Annotated in this window: 13 protein-coding genes and 1 rRNA gene; 9 read left to right on the top strand and 5 right to left on the bottom strand. The window is 42.0% G+C overall.

Features of this window, described 5'->3' with window-relative positions:
- Nucleotides 1-259: 259 nt before the first annotated feature.
- Nucleotides 260-3,334: a carbamoyl-phosphate synthase large subunit gene (carB, locus tag F0161_RS09995; protein WP_150204474.1), complete on the bottom strand. Its 3,075-nt coding sequence runs from the start codon at nucleotides 3,332-3,334 to the stop codon at nucleotides 260-262.
- Nucleotides 3,327-4,400 carry a carbamoyl phosphate synthase small subunit gene (locus F0161_RS09990; protein WP_150204473.1) on the bottom strand — a complete coding sequence of 358 codons (1,074 nt, stop codon included), beginning with the start codon at nucleotides 4,398-4,400 and terminating at the stop codon, nucleotides 3,327-3,329. The genes carB and F0161_RS09990 overlap by 8 nt, the downstream gene beginning before the upstream one ends.
- A gap of 245 nt (nucleotides 4,401-4,645) precedes the next feature.
- Between F0161_RS09990 and argC the strand changes: the two genes are divergently transcribed.
- The 6 genes from argC (at nucleotide 4,646) to F0161_RS09960 (ending at nucleotide 11,385) form a co-directional block, all read left to right on the top strand.
- Nucleotides 4,646-5,683 carry an N-acetyl-gamma-glutamyl-phosphate reductase gene (argC, locus tag F0161_RS09985; RefSeq protein ID WP_137602541.1) on the top strand — a complete coding sequence of 346 codons (1,038 nt, stop codon included), beginning with the start codon at nucleotides 4,646-4,648 and terminating at the stop codon, nucleotides 5,681-5,683.
- A gap of 375 nt (nucleotides 5,684-6,058) precedes the next feature.
- Complete coding sequence (gene argJ, locus F0161_RS09980) at nucleotides 6,059-7,249, top strand: bifunctional glutamate N-acetyltransferase/amino-acid acetyltransferase ArgJ (protein ID WP_150204472.1); 1,191 nt, start codon at nucleotides 6,059-6,061, stop codon at nucleotides 7,247-7,249.
- 12 nt (nucleotides 7,250-7,261) lie between these two features.
- Nucleotides 7,262-7,996, top strand: coding sequence for an acetylglutamate kinase (gene argB, locus F0161_RS09975; protein WP_150204471.1), 735 nt, complete (start codon nucleotides 7,262-7,264; stop codon nucleotides 7,994-7,996).
- 17 nt (nucleotides 7,997-8,013) lie between these two features.
- A complete protein-coding gene (locus F0161_RS09970) occupies nucleotides 8,014-9,177 on the top strand; it encodes an acetylornithine transaminase (RefSeq protein WP_150204470.1) in 1,164 nt (387 codons plus the stop codon).
- The gene (gene argF / locus F0161_RS09965) at nucleotides 9,174-10,184 is read left to right on the top strand and encodes an ornithine carbamoyltransferase (RefSeq protein WP_150204469.1); all 1,011 of its coding nucleotides are present in this window, start codon (nucleotides 9,174-9,176) and stop codon (nucleotides 10,182-10,184) included. Before F0161_RS09970 ends, argF begins: the two co-directional genes overlap by 4 nt.
- Nucleotides 10,185-10,335: 151 nt before the next feature.
- Complete coding sequence (locus tag F0161_RS09960; protein ID WP_150204468.1) at nucleotides 10,336-11,385, top strand: hypothetical protein; 1,050 nt, start codon at nucleotides 10,336-10,338, stop codon at nucleotides 11,383-11,385.
- Nucleotides 11,386-11,858: 473 nt separating this feature from the next.
- Here the strand turns inward: F0161_RS09960 and F0161_RS09955 are convergent, their stop codons facing one another.
- The 3 genes from F0161_RS09955 to F0161_RS09945 all read right to left on the bottom strand — a co-directional run bounded on the left by F0161_RS09955 (nucleotide 11,859) and on the right by F0161_RS09945 (nucleotide 13,582).
- On the bottom strand, nucleotides 11,859-12,335 hold the full coding sequence (locus tag F0161_RS09955) for a nucleoside 2-deoxyribosyltransferase (RefSeq protein WP_137602533.1): 477 nt from the start codon (nucleotides 12,333-12,335) through the stop codon (nucleotides 11,859-11,861).
- 69 nt (nucleotides 12,336-12,404) lie between these two features.
- A complete protein-coding gene (locus F0161_RS09950; protein WP_150204467.1) occupies nucleotides 12,405-13,010 on the bottom strand; it encodes an NAD(P)H-binding protein in 606 nt (201 codons plus the stop codon).
- 5 nt (nucleotides 13,011-13,015) lie between these two features.
- Nucleotides 13,016-13,582, bottom strand: coding sequence for a TMEM175 family protein (locus F0161_RS09945; protein WP_150204466.1), 567 nt, complete (start codon nucleotides 13,580-13,582; stop codon nucleotides 13,016-13,018).
- 203 nt (nucleotides 13,583-13,785) lie between these two features.
- Between F0161_RS09945 and F0161_RS09940 the strand changes: the two genes are divergently transcribed.
- The 3 genes from F0161_RS09940 (at nucleotide 13,786) to F0161_RS09930 (ending at nucleotide 17,628) form a co-directional block, all read left to right on the top strand.
- Nucleotides 13,786-14,052, top strand: a complete 267-nt coding sequence (locus F0161_RS09940) for a hypothetical protein (protein ID WP_150204465.1) — start codon at nucleotides 13,786-13,788, stop codon at nucleotides 14,050-14,052.
- Nucleotides 14,053-14,362: 310 nt separating this feature from the next.
- On the top strand, nucleotides 14,363-15,616 hold the full coding sequence (gene tyrS / locus F0161_RS09935; RefSeq protein WP_150204464.1) for a tyrosine--tRNA ligase: 1,254 nt from the start codon (nucleotides 14,363-14,365) through the stop codon (nucleotides 15,614-15,616).
- A gap of 437 nt (nucleotides 15,617-16,053) precedes the next feature.
- Nucleotides 16,054-17,628: ribosomal RNA gene (locus F0161_RS09930) — 16S ribosomal RNA — on the top strand.
- Nucleotides 17,629-17,746 lie beyond the last annotated feature (118 nt).

The raw sequence follows: 17,746 nt of genomic DNA, 5'->3' as shown, positions 1-17,746 counted from the left end.
GTCAGATTTTGTTAATGCTCAATGGCTAAACGGGTTGAATCACGCTCTTTTTCATAATCGCGCTCAAACTCACAACTTCTTCGCCTAACTACAACTAATCATTTATCTAAGTGCAGATAAACAATTAGTTTAGGTTAGAGTTCAGGAGCTGAGCGTTCGTTTTCATAATCGCGCTCTTCAACCCAACCTTTTCGCTTAACTCATCTAACTTTGCCACCCAAGAACGGTGACTCAGTTAGATTTTGTTAATGCTCAAAGGCTAAACGGGTTGAATCACGCTCTCCTTTAATATCCCCACAATCGTCATTGGATTAGAGAAGAGGGGGATTTGGTTACTTAATGCAAAGTAACTTAAAGGAGTATCAGTAGTTTGGTTTTCATCACCGGTAACAACGAAAGCAGCTTCGGCAGGAGTTACGTCAGAAATATCACCGGAAATGACCATCGTTTCAAAATTATGTTTGGCGAGTTCAATCAGTAGTTCGGTGTCGTCTTCAGCTGAATTGTCGAGGAGCACAATTTTGCCGGTCCGATTACTTAACGAACCATAGCTATCATATAAAGCATTGGTTAAGGCTTCGCTGAAAGTAGCGCCACTACCAATGGATTCACCAGTGGATTTCATTTCAGGAGAAAGGGTCGTCATCATGCCAGGTAGTTTGGCAAACGAAAAGACTGGAGCTTTGACAAACACTTGGTCTGGTTCTGCGCCATAACCGGCGAACAAACCAATTTCGGTCAGTGACTTGCCTAAAATCAAGCCAGTTGCTTGTTTGGCGAGATGATTGCCGGTAATTTTACTCATAAAAGGGACTGTCCGGCTGGCACGTGGATTGACTTCAATCACGTAAACGGCGTCGGCGACGATAAATTGAATGTTCATCATGCCGATACAGTGCACCGCTTTGCCGATTTTGGTAGAAATGGCAATGATTTCTTGCTTTTGCGCTGTGGTTAAGTGCTGAGTGGGATAGATGGAAATAGAATCACCAGAATGCACACCGGAACCTTCGAGATGTTCCATGATGCCGGGGATGAAGACGTCGTGTCCGTCACTTAAAATGTCGACTTCGCACTCAGTCCCAGCTACATAATGATCAATTAAAATTGGTTGATGTGGAGCGGCGTCAATGGCCTTTTCCACGTACTCATCTAATTCGCTATCGTCGGTCACGACCGCCATTGCCCGTCCGCCTAAGACGAAACTAGGACGTACCATCACCGGATAGCCTACTTGTTTAGCCACCACGTGTGCATCGGCTTGATTCATTGCGGTATCACCATTGGGCTGCTTAATTGATAAGCTAGCGAGTAGTTCTTCAAATTCGTGGCGATCTTCAGTTTGATTAATTCCGGCTAATGAAGTGCCTAAGATGTTCACGCCCTGGGCAACTAACTCAGCCGTTAAGTTGATGGCAGTTTGCCCACCGAATTGAACAATTACGCCTTCGGGTTGCTCCAAGTCAATAATCTGCATTACATGGTCAATTGTGAGTGGTTCAAAATATAATTTATCTGAAATTGAAAAGTCAGTCGAAACTGTTTCGGGGTTGTTATTAATAATAATGGCTTGATAACCATGTTGTTGAATCGCTTGTACACTATGCACGGTTGTATAGTCAAATTCGACTCCTTGTCCAATCCGAATCGGACCAGATCCCAGGACGATAATATTATTTTTTAATGGCACACTTTCATTTTCGCCTGGGAAATAACTACTGTAAAAATATGGGGTGGCACTGTCAAATTCACCTGCACAGGTATCCACCATTTTATAAACGGGCTGAATGTGGTTGGTGACCATCATCGAATTAATCTCTGCAACTGGCACCGCAGTGGCGGTCGCAATCATGGTTGGGTTGAAGCCAAATTTCAAGGAATGTTGCAACAAAGGAACCGTCAGCTGGTTGTTTTGTAATTCCGTCATGATATCCCAAATGTTCGCTAACTTGTGTAAGAAAAAAGGCGTGATTTGCGTAGCTTCAAATAATTGCTCAATCGTCCAGCCGTGTTGTAGTGCTAAAAAGATTTCAAACAACCGTTGATCTGTTGGATGGGCCAAATGTTGCGTTAATTCTTCATCGGATAAATCTTGTTCAGGCAAGAGCGTATTTTCCAGTTGTGGATTAATTTCTAACGATGCGACTGCTTTTAAGAAGGCTTCTTCCATTGTCAAACCAATCCCCATCACTTCACCCGTGGCCTTCATTTGGGTACCGAGGTGAGAATCGGCAGTATCAAATTTATCGAATGGAAAGCGCGGAATTTTAACGATTAAATAATCCAACGCCGGTTCAAAGGCGGCATTAGTCGTTTGGGTGACGGGGTTCGTAATTTCTTTTAAATTTAAACCAACCGCGATTTTAGCGGCGATTTTAGCGATTGGATAACCAGTCGCTTTTGAAGCTAAGGCTGATGAACGACTGACCCGTGGGTTTACCTCGATGACAAAGTATTCATCGGTGGTTGGGTTTTGTGCCAATTGGACATTACAGCCACCTTGAATATTGAGTGCTTCAACAATCGCTAAAGAAGCGGTCCGTAACCGTTGATAAGTGGAATCATTTAATGATTGACTAGGGGCGACAACAATCGAATCACCCGTATGAATACCGACTGGATCAAAGTTTTCCATACAACAAACACTGATTTTATCACCGTTAGCATCACGCATGACTTCAAATTCAATTTCTTTGTAACCAGCGATACTTTTTTCAATTAAACATTCAGTCGCTGGTGACATTGATAGACCACGGTGGGTGATATCTAGCAATTCAGTTTGATTGGTGGCAATTCCACCACCCGAACCACCAAGGGTAAAGGCCGGACGAACAATCACCGGATAGCCAATTTGGTGTGCAAATTTAACTGCAGCTTCAGTATCATGTACGGTCAAACTCGCTGGAATTGGTTGATGAATTGATTCCATTAGTTCTTTGAATTCTTCTCGATCTTCCGCTTGTTGAATCGTTTTTAAACCCGTACCGAGTAATTGCACGTGATATTGATCTAAAACGCCGGCTTCAAATAAATCAATCGCTAAATTGAGACCAGTTTGTCCGCCCAAAGTTGGCAGCAGGGCATCTGGTTTTTCTTTGGCAATGATTTCGGTAATTGAAGCCACTGTTAAAGGAGCCAAGTAAACATGATCAGCGATTTCATCGTCGGTCATAATTGTGGCTGGATTGGAGTTGACTAAGCCCACTTCGTAGCCTTCTTCTTGTAAACTAATGCATGCCTGGCTGCCGGCATAGTCAAATTCGGCGGCTTGACCAATGACAATTGGTCCCGAGCCAATCACCATGATTTTTTTAATAGTTGCAATTTTAGGCATGTACTTTCGTCTCCTTGAGCATTAATTGATTAAATTGATTGAAAAAGTTATGGGCATCGGTGGGGCCTGGATTAGCCTCCGGATGGTATTGCACCGTGATGACGGGCAAACTGGTGTGACGTAAACCTTCAACAGTTTTGTCATTTTCTTCTGTAGCAGTGACGACTAAACCGGTCTCTACTAAGGAATCAACGTCCACTGCATAACCGTGATTTTGACTTGTTAAAATCGTCGTTCCATCTTCGAGTTCGACGGGGTGATTCAAACCACGATGCCCAAACAACATTGCATGAGTCGTTGCACCGTTGGCTAGGGCGAGCAGTTGATGACCTAAGCAAATCCCGGCAGTCGCGTAATGTGCTTGAATTTCTTTTAATAAAGGAAGGGTTTCTAAATAGTCCGTGGGATTATCCGGCCCATTTGAAATCAAAACGCCGTCTGTCTCATAATGATTGACCGTTTCAAAGTCGGTCGTGTATGGCAGCACCTTCACCTTGCAGCCGTGTGCCATCAATTGTTCGATAATCGCTTGTTTAATACCGTAGTCAATCACCACCACATGAAAATCAGCATTTTCAACATTATAAATGGCGTCTTGCAATTCTGGTGTTCGATGCATGATGGCATCAATCTGGTTGTAAATAGTATCAAAGTCTGTCATCGCAACTGGTGCATTGGTTAACACGGCCTTCATTGTGCCTTGCGTCCGAATATGTTTGGTTAATGAGCGCGTATCAATTTCCGAAATCCCAGGAATTCCTTGTTCCTTTAAAAAACTGGAAATTGATTGTCCTTCAGTAGGGTCTTCGTTTTCTAAATGTCGAACGATGACTGATTGACAAGTTGCCGCCACACTTTGGCTGTGCCATTCGTCTGTGCCATATGTCCCAATCAATGGGTAAGTAAACGTTAATAATTGATTTGTATAGGAAGGATCCGTAATTGCTTCTTGATAGCCGGTCATCCCCGTGTTAAACACAACTTCACCGGCAGCTTGAATTTCAGTTGCGCCAAATGCTTCGCCAATAAAGATGGTTCCATCTTGTAATGTCAGGTATTTATTCATATTATTCCCACCTTTTTGAATATCCATTCGTAATTATTATCAATATTAAACACCAAACGAGAACCTAAGTCAATAATTTTTATTCATAATATTCAAATAAATTCACTATTTACTGAATAAAACTAACTAAATCATGAATAATAGTGAATAATTACATAAAAAGCTTGCTTTTATTTCTCGTTGCATGTAAGCTAATGGGCAACTAATAAAAATGCAATTATATGAATGAGAAGGGAATGATTAGTATGAATGCTGCACTCGTCGGGGTTTCCGGATACGGGGGCATGGTGCTCTTTCAACTATTAAATAATCACCCAGGCGTTGACCAGGTGAATTTATATGGACATGCACAAACGGAGAATCAAAATTTAGGGGATGTGGTTTCGCTCTTTGAACTAGGCCACTTTAATCAGCAACAAATCTTTCCTTATAATGAAATCCAAATCATGCAAGATAACGATGTCGTCTTTTTTGCCACATCGGCCGGAGTAACCGCACAGTTGGCACAACCATTTATCGATGCGGACTTTCCAGTGATTGATTTGTCTGGTGATTATCGTTTAAACACGCAAGCGTTGTATGAACAGTGGTATCACAAGCAACCGGCGCAACAAAGTGCACTGGATACTGCTCACTACGGCTTAGTAGAGTTTGAATCAGCACACAATGCGAAATACGTTGCTAATCCTGGTTGTTATGCGACCGCCACCTTGTTGGCATTGGCACCGTTGGTCAAGAATGACTTGATTGATGTTGATTCAATTATCGTGGATGCCAAATCAGGGACCTCTGGGGCTGGCAAGAAGCCGAGTGAATTATTACATTTCAGTCAAACTAATGAGAATTTACAAGTGTACAAAGTGAATCAACATCAGCACATTCCAGAAGTAGTACAAGAATTGCAAACTTGGAATCCAGCTGTCAAAGCAATTCAATTTAATACCACTTTGTTACCGATCACTCGAGGTTTGATGAGTACGGTCTACGCTAAAGTTAAAGCTGGAGTCACTCAAGCTGAAGTATCTGAAGCATTTGAGCAAGCTTATCAAGATCAAACCTTTGTGAATTGGACTGATCGACGATTTCCTACTATTAAGGAAGTTGTTGGGACCAATGATTGTAAAATTGGGGCAATTTACAATCCCGACACTCACACCGTGATGGTAGTCAGTGTCATCGACAATCTAATCAAAGGTGCTGGCGGTCAAGCAATTCAAAACTTCAATCAAATGTTCAACTTTGATGAAGCTGCCGGATTACCGGTGAATGTGTGGGTGCCATAGGTTTAGAGTGTGAACTCAATCGAGTTGCTCTGTAGGATTAACAAAAAATGGCTTATAAACGGGTTAAGTTTATAAGCCATTTGAGTTAAACGAAGAGAGCAGATTGAGTAAGCACGTTTCAGAAAATAAGTGCTGAACCAACCGGGTAATCGCCGAGCAATAACGAGGTAATTCAAAGATTTCAGGGGTTAAGAAATCGAAGGAATTACAAGTTAGGTGAGGAGATTGGTTGGAGAAGCCGTTAATCAAAATAAGTGCTGAACCAACCGGGTAATCACTGAGCACTACAACAGATACAAGCAACATGCGGGAGCTTTGGATGAGGAAAACAGGGATAATTTGGGGAAATTACAACTGACACGAGGGAGAAACAGTATGGATCAAATTCAAAATAAAGTGAAAAAATTAGATGAGTATCAATGGCCACAGGGATTTTTCAGTGATGGAATTCATGCGGGTTTACGAGATGGACTAGATTTAGGTTGGATTTATTCTGAAACGCCAGCCGCTGCGGCAGGCGTTTATACAACGAGTCAATTTCAAGCGGCTCCAACGAAATTAACGAAAAATACAATTAATTTAAACCATCAACTGCAAGCAGTCGTGATGAATAGTGTCTGTGCAAATTCTTGTACTGGACCACAAGGTGAAGCTGATGCCTTGGTCATGCAACAAGCGGTGGCAGACAAAATGACTATCGATTCCAATTTAGTTGGCGTGGCTTCAACTGGAGTGATTGGTCAATACATGCCCATGGGTTTGATTACGGCCGGTATTAAAAAGTTGGAGCTCGGTGATTCCGATAAAGTGGCTCATGCGGTAATGACCACTGATTCGCACGCTAAAACTATTAGTGTCGCTGCTGATATTGACGGCGAGACGGTGATTGTATCGGGCTTTTGCAAAGGGTCTGGGATGATTCATCCCAATATGGCTACCATGTTAGGCTTTGTGACCACTGATGCCAAAATCGCTAGTTATGAATTACAGGCCCTGCTAAGTGAACATGTCAACGATACGTTTAATCAAATTACCGTGGACGGCGATACTTCCACTAATGATATGGTGACGGTGATGGCCAATGGGGCATCCGGCGTGGATGTGGCCGCATCTGATGAATTTGAAGCCGCCTTTCATCAAGTCTTGTCATACTTGGCACAAGAAATTGCTGCTGACGGTGAAGGAGCCACCAAATTAGTCGAAGCTAATGTAAAGCATGCTGAAACCAAAGAGGATGCTCAAAAAATTGCCAAACAAATCGTGGGCTCAAACTTAGTTAAATCTGCTATCTTTGGGGATGATGCAAATTGGGGTCGCATTATGGGCGCAATTGGACAAACGGATGCCAAGCTTGATGTTGATCATGTCAGCTTGTGGATTAATGGCATCCAATTAGTCAAAGATAGTATTTCAGTCAATTTCGATGAAGCAGTCGTGAAAGAAACTCTGGCGTCTAGTAAGGTCGTAATTGATGTCGATGTGAATGTCGGTGAAGCAAGTGGCCAAGCCTGGGGTTGTGACTTAACGTATGATTATGTGAAAATTAATGCTTCATATCGAAGCTAATAGGTGAATTCAATGGAAAAAATTGTCATTAAAATTGGTGGGAACGCCACTCAACAACTAACTGAATCGTTTTTTGAACAGCTCGCAGTTTGGCAACAACAAGGCAAACAAGTCATCATTATTCATGGTGGTGGACCACAAATTTCTAAATGGAGTTCGGATCTTGGCTTAACCGTGACCAAAAAGAACGGAATTCGAGTAACTGATGAAGCGACTTTGAAAGTCACCCAGGCCGTTTTACTCGGAGTCGTTCAACCAGCCTTGTGCCAGATGATTGCCGATCATGGCTTTGAAGTGATGGGGCTAAACATGGCTGACAATCACCTGTTGGAAGGCGAATACGTTGATCAACCATTGTATGGTGAAGTTGGTCAGGTGACCAAGGTCAATGAGGAGTGGCTCGCACAAAACTTGCATGGCCAGATTGCTGTGATTGCTCCCTTGGTACAAACTGCTCACAGTGCCGTGCTTAATGTCAATGCGGATGTGGCCGCAGCTAAAATTGCGGAAGAATTAAATGCCGCAGAACTAGTTTTGTTGACGGATGTTCCTGGCGTGATTAAAGATGGCAATGTGATTTCAGAGCTGAATAATCAAATGGCGCACAGCTTAATGCAAGATGAGATTATTAAATCGGGGATGAAGCCTAAGATTAAAGCAGCGTTCACGGCCCTCGAGCATGGGGTACAAAAAGTGCTCATTACGGACAATATTGAAAATCACGGTACGGTATTAAAAACCGCGTAACCAAAGGAGCGAGAAGAATGGAATATGTATTTCCAACGTACGCCAGATATCCAATCGATATCGTCGATGGCGAAGATGTGCATTTAGTGGACAGTCAAGGACAGCAATATCTTGATTTCACAAGTGGCATTGGGGTCTGTAGTTTTGGCTATTCGAATCAATTAATCAAAGATTCCGTCGACACACAAGCCGGCAAAGTTTGGCACACGTCAAATTTGTATGACAGCCAGTTACAAGACCAAGTAGCGGCAAAGTTAGTTGAGCCTGGTATGTTGGCTTTCTTTTGTAATTCAGGGACTGAAGCCAATGAAGCGGCCTTAAAATTAGCCCGCAAAGCCTCTGGTAAAACGAAAGTCATCGCCTTTAACGATAGCTTCCACGGTCGGACATATGGATCATTGTCAATGACCGGCAACCCAGGAATCAAGGAAGGTTTTTTTCCCCTTGTGCCATCAATTGAGTTTGCGGACTTTGACGATGATGCCGCACTGACACAAGTCGATAATCAAACGGCGGCTGTGATTTTAGAAGTGATTCAAGGTGAAGGCGGCGTGAATAATGCGCATGCTGACTGGCTCCAAGCAATCGAAACTAAAGCTCATCAAGTGGGTGCACTGTTAATTATTGATGAGGTTCAGACGGGGATTGGTCGGACCGGAACCAAGTTTGCATATCAAAATTATGATTTGCATCCCGATATTGTGACCCTGGCTAAAGCGCTTGGCAACGGGCTACCAATTGGGGCAATGATAGGTAAGCAAGAATTAGCGAGTGCATTTGGCCCCGGTTCTCATGGGACCACTTTTGGGGGCAATAAATTATCTTTGGCCGCCGCAGATGCTGTCTTGGATCAATTGACGCCTGAATTTTTAACGGCAGTTCAAGCTAAATCAAAATCGGTGTGGGCCATTTTGAAGAATGAAATTGCGCAACAATCCATCGTCACGGCCATTTCTGGTCAAGGATTAATGATTGGCATTCACTTAGATGAACAAGTCAACGTGGAAGATATTGTCAAAGCCTTGCAACAAGACGGACTGCTGACATTGTCTGCGAAACATAACACGTTGCGGTTGTTACCACCGCTCGTGATGAATACGGAAGAATTAACGACCGGCTTAACAAAAATTAACCAGATATTGAGCCAGTTTGCTCAAACCAAAATGGAGGCTAAATCATGAATCAATTCCAAGGTAAGTCATTTTTAAAAGAAATCGATTTTTCCAGTGCGGAACTCAGTTACTTAGTTGATTTTTCAGCACATTTGAAATACCTAAAGCACCACAATATTGCGCATCCTTATTTGCAGGGTAAAAATATCGCCTTGTTATTTGAAAAGACTTCGACGCGAACTCGGTCTGCCTTTACGGTTGCTGCCAACGATTTGGGCGCTAATCCAGAATTTTTAGGAAAAAATGATATTCAATTTGGAAAAAAAGAATCAACGGAAGATACAGCCAAAGTGTTAGGGCGGATGTTTGATGGAATTGAATATCGTGGGTTTGCGCAGGCCACGGTTGAGGGCTTAGCCAAATATAGTGGTGTGCCAGTTTGGAATGGTTTAACCGATGAATGGCATCCAACTCAAATGATTGCGGACTTTTTGACGCTGAAAGAAAACTTTGGTCATTTAAAAGGCTTGACGCTGACTTATCTTGGGGATGGCCGCAATAACATGGGTAATTCTTTATTAGTGACTGCCGCAAAGCTGGGGGTTAATATTCATATGGGCGCTCCTAAAGCACTCTGGCCTAGTAACGAAGTGATTGGTTTAGCCAAAGAAGCTGCCGTGAAATCTGGTTCAAAAATCTTTTTGACTGAAGATCCACAGGCAGCAGTTGAAGGTGCAGATGCATTGTACACAGATGTGTGGATTTCAATGGGTGAACAAATCAATGTGAAAGAACGGATTGAAATGTTGTTGCCATATCAAATCAATCAAGCCTTAGTCGACGCGACTGGTAAAGATAGTACGATTGTCATGCATTGTTTACCGGCTTACCACAATCACGACACCGAAGTGGGTAAAGAACTTGGTGAAGAATTTGGGGTCGACGCTCTTGAAATTACAGATGATGTCTTCAATGGACCTGCATCGGTGGTCTTTGACGAAGCTGAGAACCGTTTGCATTCTATCAAAGCTATCATGGCTGCTACTTTAGGAAACTTATTCATTCCAGAAATTTAAAGTGAAGAAAGCCGTACAATTATTTGAAGATTTTGTAAAGATTGGGCTAGAAGATTTGATGTGTGTTACAATCTTCCTATTGTTGATTTTAGACACACTGAAATCGGAAAACTAATTTGATCGGCATAAGATCAGGAATAAGGGTGGATTGATGGAAGCAAGTAGTAAAGTAACAACTAAAAGTTTTGTTTCGAAGTTAAGAGATATCGTTAAAGCTAAATATAAGGAATCTGTCATTAGTTTAGTGAGCTTTATTGTGATTGCGATTGCCGTGATTGCGATTGTTGCATTTGCCGGTTACGAAGCATTTGCGTATGTAACTCAAAAGCTTGTGATGCTGATGTATACTGTGATGTACGGTATGACCGGTGCGGTATCGGCTAGTTCGATTGCGATTGGTGTCGTCATTTTCCTAGCTGCCTTGGCACTGTTTGTCGCAGCGATTGTCTTTATTCAATTTTTTGCCGTTGCCATTCAATATGAATTCCAAGATACAATTCAAAAGGACAGCAAGAAAATCTCACTGAAAGGTATTTGGGCACAATTTCGAATTATGAACAAAAACCAAATGTGGCGCTTGTTCTTGTACTCATCATTGTTTATTGGATTATGGACATTGCCAACCAACATTTTGGAATTAGTTTTTAGCAGTAATACGATTCTAGCAATTATTTTCAGATTGTTGACAGCTGTGATTACCATTTGGAAGACATTGGAATATGCTCAAGGTATCTTCTTATATCGTGAACAACGTCCGAAGTTCCTGGGTCAATCAATGCGTCATGCATTTACAGCCAGCCGTCGTTTCATGTCACATAAGAAATGGCAATACCTTTGGTTGATGATCGTTACGGTGGTTCCTTTGATTGTGGGTCAAATCATCTTTGGTTTAATCACATTTTATGGTGAATATACCGCAACTTACTTCTTCTTATACCTCGGTATTATTTTGATGGTTGTTTATGGATGTGCATACTTACCAGTGCTCTACTTCTCAAAACCACTTTACTTTGAATTGACTCGCTCATCTGTTTCAATTGATGAAACCTTTGAAGATACATTTAAGTCAGTTGGTCGTTTAACTGGTACAGAACCATACGAAAAGAAATCAAAAAAAGCTAAAAAAGAAGTTCAAGCTAAAATTGAACCTAATGATGCTAAAAAGAAAGCAGCACCTAAAGATACCAAAAATGATAAATAGTTAAGCTAATCCTGCACGCCACTCACCTGGTGTGTAGGATTTTTTGTAAACAAATAGCCATCCAAGCGGGTGGCTTGGGTGGCTGTGGGTGAAGGGGGATTTAGTGAGTATAAACGTGTTCCATCAATTCAATTCATTCCGCTTAATTTAGACAATTAGATTTCCAAACTCGAAATCAATAATTGCCTTTATTAATGCTCGTGAATTCCCGAATTGAGTCGCACTCTGGGCTGAAACGTGCTCCTCCCCACAATCTTTTCGCTTAACTCATATAGCTCAATTACTAAAGACCAGCAATCAAGCTATATTTTGTTAATGCTCAAAGGTTAAACGTGGTGAGTCACACTCTGTCTGAAACGTGCTCCCTCCTTCAATCAATTCCGTCTAACTTAAAATACTATCTGACTCCCAAACCGAGTCAGATAGTATTTTTTGTTAGTACTCGTTGATTACCGAATGAGGTCGCACTCTTTCTAGAATACCTTCATCGTCGTCCAGCTAGTTGGCAGCGTATTGAAATTGTATTCAGCAAGACTGGATTCAATTTTGTCACCGGAGAACATGGCGGTATGCGAACGAGCGAGCATTAGGTTAAGTTCGTGATCTTCTTTGAATTGAACCATAATAACGGGGATGTTCCAAGCCCAGGCAGCGCCGATTTCAAAAATGGTACCAGCGTCTGGTTCAGGATTATCCTCTTCAGCTTTATAATCTAAAATTGCCACCACGACGTCAGCCCGTTTTACTTGGCGCATATCAGTCGCGAAGACGGAATCTTGCCATTTATGTGATCCGAATTCTAATGTTTCTTCTTGGTGTTCTTGTGGATTATAAATTTCATCACCAGCGATGGTGGGGTTCTTGCGTAAAGCAGCCACCGTTTTTTCGATGCGTTCTTTTTGGCCGTCAGAGAAAAATGGGCTCGCAAGGTAAACTTTGTTCTTTTGCATAATTAATAAAACTCCTTTAGGTTAGTCGTTGTTGCCAACGGTAAATCGTGCTTGGTTAATTGAGGGTGCTTAAATTTCATCTAGTAAGGCAGTAGCAAGATTGCCACTCGTTAAATTAGGTTTACCCGATGAATCGAAGAGTGCTTGATTTTTGTCATTACGGACATAGCCGGTTTTGGGACCAGGGCCGTAACTTAAGGAAGGCGAAATTCCCACCCAGTTAACATTGGTGACGGTTTGTAAAAAGTGATACTCATGAACTTGCATCAAAGGTGTGTCAATCCAAGAGTCCGAACTTGGATCTTTGACAAATGAATCAATAAACGGATGGCCATCCTTGTCTAACAGGCTGGCCGCCCCCAGCATAAAGAAAATTCGAGGTGAAGTAGTGTTACGCAAAATACGAATCAAATGAGCTGCCATATCAATGTGCAAGTACCCCATGTCACGGCCTCTGGGTGTCCCCAGTGCATTAACTACCACTTCAAAAGGTGTTAAATCTTCAGTGGTTAATTCAAAGACATCTGCGACTTTTAGTTTAGCATCGTCGCCCAATGTTTCTTTGGATTTGGCTTCATTTCTGACAAATGCAGTCACGTCATGACCACGGTCAACCGCTTCTTGATAAATTGTTTGGCCACTCATTCCAGTGGCACCCAAAATAGCAATTTTCATTGTGATTACTTCCTTTCGTTGAATAACTTTTCCACATTTTTATAAGGTAAAATCCAAATGATAGTAATAATGAAACAGCCAATCACCCCAGCTTCAGGGATAAACCAAGTAATTCCGATGACCACAATCACCCACGCCGTCGTGAGCAAATCTTTGCGACCAATGTATTCCCGTGTGGATGGATTTGCCCGAACAACCGCGACTCGTAGTAGCACCCATGAAATGTTGTACATTAAATAGATGAAGACATACATTAACTCCGCAAATCGCGATTCCCAATTTGCATCCACCGTCGCAGTCACAAACGGAAACAGTGACAGCCAAAACAATAAAATGGAGTTGGTCCATAAAACTGGCGTCGACACACTTTTGACCACTTGAAACATGTGATGATGGTTATTCCAAGTTACCACTAGGATGAAAAAACTAAAGAAATAAGCTAATAACTCTGTGCGAATTTCCCATAAGCCATGAAATGATAAATCAGTTAGTGGCTGAAGTTCTAAAACGAGAATCGTCATAATAATTGCAATAACCGCATCTGTAAAAGCTTCCATACGTCCCTTTGACATATTAATACCCCTTAAATATCTATGATGATGTAGTTAATTATTGTCGAAAAGGCGCTAAAATGCAATCAAAAACATTCAGTTATAAAAGTGGATTTCTTTTGGTAACTATAATATTTACATTAAAATTCACACATTCTTCAAATTTGACGCATACAATACTTATCATAAACATTAGTAAAATTATGAAATCCGAGGTGAACGACATGTTATTTGATAAAGATTGCAATTATGAACGCTTCAATGTTGAATGTGATAGTTGTCCGATGGTCCTGGGTGGATTTAATGGACAAGTCCTGAAAGAGTACGTGAATACGTATCTAATTAATTTGGATATGAATAGCTTGTGCTCCAAGGATAAGTCTGGTCTGATGAATATTAAAGAGTTTAATGGTCGGATAGTGATTGCTAAAAAATTCGTCAGTCCAGTTGGACAACAAGTGGATGACCAAGACCAAGCGAAATTTGCATAGCTATTATTTGATTGAATTGACTTCTCGATGTGGGCACGCTAGAATTGAATTATCAAGAATTGCAGTGAAGCAATTAGTAGAAATTATTTTGGACATTTAGAAAGCTAGTGTTAAATGCAAACTAGCCAATGATTAATTTTGAATTACACTTGTGGAGCATTTTGAATTGAACGGTTAGTCGCGATATTGACTTCGAGCGGAAGGTGAAAACTTTCTATTCAAGGTGGTACCGCGGAATAAATTCGTCCCTGATTTCTTTATTGAAATCGGGGATTTTTTTGTTCAATTCGCAAATTTTAGGAGGATGAACATGAATATTATTGAAGAACTAGAATGGCGTGGTGCTGTTAATCAGACCACGGACATTGATGATTTACGTAAGTTAACTGACGAAAAGAAGATTGGTCTTTACTGTGGGGTTGACCCTACCGGGGACAGTTTACACATTGGTCATCTGATTCCATTTATGATGTTGAAACGATTCCAACTGCAAGGTCACCATCCAGTCATTTTAATTGGTGGTGGTACAGGCGCTATTGGAGATCCTTCTGGTAAAAATTCAGAACGGGTCCTGCAAACGATGGATCAAATCCAACACAACAAGGAAGCTTTGTCTGGTCAAATGGAAAAATTATTTGGGACAGAAAATTTCACCATTGTTGATAATTATGATTGGTTGTCTGAATTCAGTTTGTTGGACTTTCTTCGTGATTACGGAAAACTGTTTAACGTTAACACGATGCTTAATAAAGAAGTTGTTTCGAGTCGCTTAGAAGTTGGAATTTCATTTACCGAATTTACTTATCAAATTTTACAATCTGTTGATTTCTTACATTTGTTCCAATTTGAAGATGTCCAACTCCAAGTTGGTGGGGCAGATCAATGGGGCAATATCACAGCCGGAATTGATTTGATTCATAAAATTGAGGGATCAGACGCACGGGCACATGCTTTAACCATTCCGTTAATGCTTAAGGCCGATGGTACCAAATTTGGTAAAACTGCCGGTGGTGCTATTTGGCTTGACCCTGAAAAAACGACACCATATGAATTTTATCAATTCTGGATTAACCAAGATGATCGTGATGTGATTAAATATATCAAATACTTCACGTTTATCGATGAAACTGAAATTAAAGAGTTAGAAGATAAAGTCGCTACTCAACCAGAGAAACGGGAAGCACAACGCCGCTTGGCAGAAGCAGTGACTGAATTCGTTCATGGTAAGCAAGCCGTGATTGAAGCGCAACATATTACTGCAGCTCTATTCTCCGGTGAAGTGGCTGATTTAACCACTGCTGAAATTGAACAAGGATTTAAAAATATGCCATCGATGGATGTGAGTGCTGAGAAACAAAATATCATTTTATGGTTGGTGGATGAGACAGGAATTGAAAAATCTCGTCGCCAAGCTCGAGAAGATGTTGAAAATGGTGCTATTCGAATCAATGGTGAAAAGGTTGTTGATGTGGATGCAGAAATTGATCCCAATGCAGCCTTTGATGGCAAGTTTGTCATTGTGCGACGTGGTAAGAAGAAGTACTTCTTAGCCAATGTAAAATAATAATCTACTATATATACTGTGTAAGCAAGATTTCTACGTTGAGTGGGAATCTTGCTTTTTATATCGGCATCGATTTGTGAACCAAGTAAATGACACGCTAGGCGCGAATGAAATTAAAAAATAAATGTTGGCAAAGTGGTTGACGCTCATAGGTTTGGAGTGTATAGTTATTAATCGTTGTCAGAGAGATAAACAAAGAAATCAACGTGAATTTCACAAGAATAAATATTAATTCTTGGTTGACAATGAATTGCGAATCAGGTAATATATATAACGTTGCTGCTAACGAAGTTTAGCAATGACCAAGTAGATCTTTGAAAACTGAATAAAGTTTCGACAAATCAAATGTGTAGGGTCTTTTGACGATAGTCAAAAGCAAATAACATTTGCGAAGTCAATTCGTGAATACAAACAAATAAGAGCTACAAACTTAAATTATATATGAGAGTTTGATCCTGGCTCAGGATGAACGCTGGCGGTATGCCTAATACATGCAAGTCGAACGCATTCTCGTTTTAGATTGACGGTGCTTGCACCAGATTGAAGGAACATTTGAATGAGTGGCGGACGGGTGAGTAACACGTGGGTAACCTGCCCAAAAGTGGGGGATAACATTTGGAAACAAATGCTAATACCGCATAAAAGTTAGAACCGCATGGTTCTAATTTGAAAGATGGTTTCGGCTATCACTTTTGGATGGACCCGCGGCGTATTAGTTAGTTGGTGAGGTAATGGCTCACCAAGACGATGATACGTAGCCGAACTGAGAGGTTGATCGGCCACAATGGGACTGAGACACGGCCCATACTCCTACGGGAGGCAGCAGTAGGGAATCTTCCACAATGGGCGCAAGCCTGATGGAGCAATACCGCGTGAGTGAAGAAGGGTTTCGGCTCGTAAAACTCTGTTGTTGGAGAAGAACGTATGTGATAGTAACTGATCATGTAGTGACGGTATCCAACCAGAAAGCCACGGCTAACTACGTGCCAGCAGCCGCGGTAATACGTAGGTGGCAAGCGTTATCCGGATTTATTGGGCGTAAAGCGAGCGCAGGCGGTTTTTTAAGTCTGATGTGAAAGCCCTTGGCTCAACCAAGGAAGTGCATCGGAAACTGGAGAACTTGAGTGCAGAAGAGGACAGTGGAACTCCATGTGTAGCGGTGAAATGCGTAGATATATGGAAGAACACCAGTGGCGAAGGCGGCTGTCTGGTCTGTAACTGACGCTGAGGCTCGAAAGCATGGGTAGCGAACAGGATTAGATACCCTGGTAGTCCATGCCGTAAACGATGAATGCTAGGTGTTGGAGGGTTTCCGCCCTTCAGTGCCGCAGCTAACGCATTAAGCATTCCGCCTGGGGAGTACGACCGCAAGGTTGAAACTCAAAGGAATTGACGGGGGCCCGCACAAGCGGTGGAGCATGTGGTTTAATTCGAAGCAACGCGAAGAACCTTACCAGGTCTTGACATCTAGCGCCAATCCTAGAGATAGGACGTTCCCTTCGGGGACGCTAAGACAGGTGGTGCATGGTTGTCGTCAGCTCGTGTCGTGAGATGTTGGGTTAAGTCCCGCAACGAGCGCAACCCTTATTATTAGTTGCCAGCATTCAGTTGGGCACTCTAGTGAGACTGCCGGTGACAAACCGGAGGAAGGTGGGGACGACGTCAAATCATCATGCCCCTTATGACCTGGGCTACACACGTGCTACAATGGACGGTACAACGAGTTGCGAACTCGCGAGAGTAAGCTAATCTCTTAAAGCCGTTCTCAGTTCGGACTGTAGGCTGCAACTCGCCTACACGAAGTCGGAATCGCTAGTAATCGCGGATCAGCATGCCGCGGTGAATACGTTCCCGGGCCTTGTACACACCGCCCGTCACACCATGAGAGTTTGTAACACCCAAAGTCGGTGGGGTAACCTTTTAGGAGCCAGCCGCCTAAGGTGGGACAGATGATTAGGGTGAAGTCGTAACAAGGTAGCCGTAGGAGAACCTGCGGCTGGATCACCTCCTTTCTAAGGAATATACGGAACCTACACATTAGTCGAAACTTTATTTAGTTTTGAGAGGTCTACTCTCAAAATGTACCAACTTGTACTTTGAAAACTAAATAATATCAAAATTTTTTATTTA

Source organism: Paucilactobacillus nenjiangensis, assembly GCF_008632615.1.
In the GTDB taxonomy this organism is placed as follows: domain Bacteria; phylum Bacillota; class Bacilli; order Lactobacillales; family Lactobacillaceae; genus Paucilactobacillus; species Paucilactobacillus nenjiangensis.
The sequence above is the reverse complement of the archived record's forward strand: the minus strand, read 5'-3'. Positions and strand labels throughout refer to the sequence as shown.